Annotated in this window: 4 protein-coding genes; all 4 read right to left on the minus strand. The window is 60.2% G+C overall.

Annotated features, from left to right (window positions below; translation table 11 throughout):
• Window positions 1-86: 86 nt before the first annotated feature.
• Window positions 87-398 carry an MTH1187 family thiamine-binding protein gene (locus tag WBV42_RS02355; RefSeq protein WP_423984606.1) on the minus strand — a complete coding sequence of 104 codons (312 nt, stop codon included), beginning with the start codon at window positions 396-398 and terminating at the stop codon, window positions 87-89.
• Between the two features lie 93 nt (window positions 399-491).
• Window positions 492-1130 carry a DNA starvation/stationary phase protection protein Dps gene (dps, locus tag WBV42_RS02360; protein WP_423984607.1) on the minus strand — a complete coding sequence of 213 codons (639 nt, stop codon included), beginning with the start codon at window positions 1128-1130 and terminating at the stop codon, window positions 492-494.
• Between the two features lie 75 nt (window positions 1131-1205).
• Window positions 1206-1655, minus strand: a complete 450-nt coding sequence (locus tag WBV42_RS02365; RefSeq protein ID WP_423984608.1) for a pyridoxamine 5'-phosphate oxidase family protein — start codon at window positions 1653-1655, stop codon at window positions 1206-1208.
• Window positions 1656-1763: 108 nt separating this feature from the next.
• Window positions 1764-1919, minus strand: a complete 156-nt coding sequence (locus tag WBV42_RS02370; RefSeq protein ID WP_423984609.1) for a hypothetical protein — start codon at window positions 1917-1919, stop codon at window positions 1764-1766.
• Window positions 1920-2012 lie beyond the last annotated feature (93 nt).

Raw genomic sequence — 2012 nt, forward strand, 5'->3', positions numbered from 1 at the left:
GGTACGTTCACGATGTCGGCCATCACGGAATGGGTCCGTTTCCGTATTTGAACGTTCGGGAGACGGGGAGTCCCGTTCCGAGGATCTCACCGCTCGCGTCTCGCCGCTCGTCCCAATTCGGTTTCGACGGCATCGACTTTCTCCTGTGCGCGTTGCTCCCGCGTCCGCTTGTCGTCTATTTTGAGGACTGTGCTGACACGGTCGCCGTCGACGGCCTCGTGAGCGGCCCGCGCCGCGTCGAAAAGCTCGGCGGCCGAATCGGCTTCGATGACGGTTCCCATGGGGTTCGTTTCGTAGGACACGTCGAAATCGTCCAACGCGTCGACCGCCTTTGCAACTTCGCTCGCCATGCTTCCCTCGATAACCGGTGCGACCGACAGCAGAGCAATCACTGTCATAGCTGGATCATCGGAAGCGAGTCCCCTGAACGTATGGGTCGACTGATCAGATTCGGAACGACCTCGAAAAACGAGAAATAACGACGAGCGCGGCTACCGTGTCGGCGTCGAACCCTGTTCGTAACGGCGCGGTTCGTGATGCGGCGTTTCCGAGTTCGGCGCTTCGGGCCGTCGTGGTGGTGCGCTCTCCCGCTCTCCGTTCCCCGGCACGGACTGGATCGGTTCCCGTTGCAGGTGCGCTTCGAGAAACCAGAGGTACTGGTCCACTTCGCGGGACTGCTCGGTGAACAGGTCGGCCGTGTCCTTGTCGGAGAGGGATTCTGCGGTATCGATGCCGCTCCGGAGGTTCGAGGCGTGAAGCGCGAGGTTGTTCGCCAGCGCTTCGACGTACTCCAAGCCGGTCACGGCGTCCGTTCGTATCTCCGGAATACGGGAGTTCGTCGCCGCCATTCGAACCGTCCCTCGGGCCTCACCGCCGAGTGCGGTCGTCCGCTCCGCGATACCGTCCTCGTGTTCGAACAACACGTCGGCCAACTCGTCGAACAGCAGGTGTAGCTGATAGAAGTTCGGCCCCTTGACGTTCCAGTGGGCGTACTTCGTCTGGGTCAACAAGTCGGTCGTATTCGCGAGCGTCTCGTTCAGCAGTTCGACGAGCGCCTCGCGTTCGTCGTCCGGAATATCGTTCTGTGTGAAAAACATCCTCGCTGTCGGTTCGTCTTGTGTGTCACTCATACTCCCCACCTCGCTACTCAGAAGGACGGATTCGACCAAGAGTATTTCGGGCAGTTTCGTGACCGTTGGACCGTGTCACTCCTGCGAACCGACTTCCTTCCGCCCCGTCAACCGGTCGGGGTCGAGATGGAAGTGACGGAACGTCACATCGTCGGGCGGTTGTTCGAAGACGTCCACCAGCGGAATATCCACCTCCCACATGCGTTGGGCGACGGCCGAATCGTACGGCAGGTCGTCCACCTCCTCCAGATGGCCACTCGCGACGACGCTCCGATACCCCTCGCCCGTCTTCTCGTACGTGACGAACGAAATGGGGTCGTCGAGCAACGCCTCCTTTCCGCTGTCCGGCGGGAACGCGAATCGGAAGTAGAGACTCCCCGTGTCCGCGTAGTACCCGTACGAAATCGGCAACGAGAACGGCGGTTCGGAGGGGGATGTCGAAAACGAGATGACACCCGTTCCGCCGTTGCCGAGGAATTCGTTTCGCTCTTCGTCCGTCATCTGCACCCACCGTAGCCCCTGCATGCGAGTCCGTACAACTCGATGGTAGAAAACGGTTGGTGGGAGATGTGACCGGTTCGAATAACGTAACGTTAGCTACGACTTCATCGTTCGCACTGTGGCGAGCACACGCTACGCGGTGCTCGCCAGGTTGCTCGCGATAGAAATGCGCTGGCTGGGATTTGAACTCGCCGAGACGGTCCGGGCGTGCGGCGCACAGCGCCGTTCCGGGCGTGCGACTCGTCTGCTCAAATCCAGCATCACGTTTTTCTCACAGACGACTCGCATGGCTCGTCGTCGTGAGTTCGAAAAATGCGCTGGCTGGGATTTGAACCCAGGTTGTGACCATGGCAAGGTCACGTGATACCACTACACTACCAG

The sequence above is a fragment of the Haladaptatus sp. genome, assembly GCF_049589095.1.
GTDB lineage: Archaea > Halobacteriota > Halobacteria > Halobacteriales > Haladaptataceae > Haladaptatus.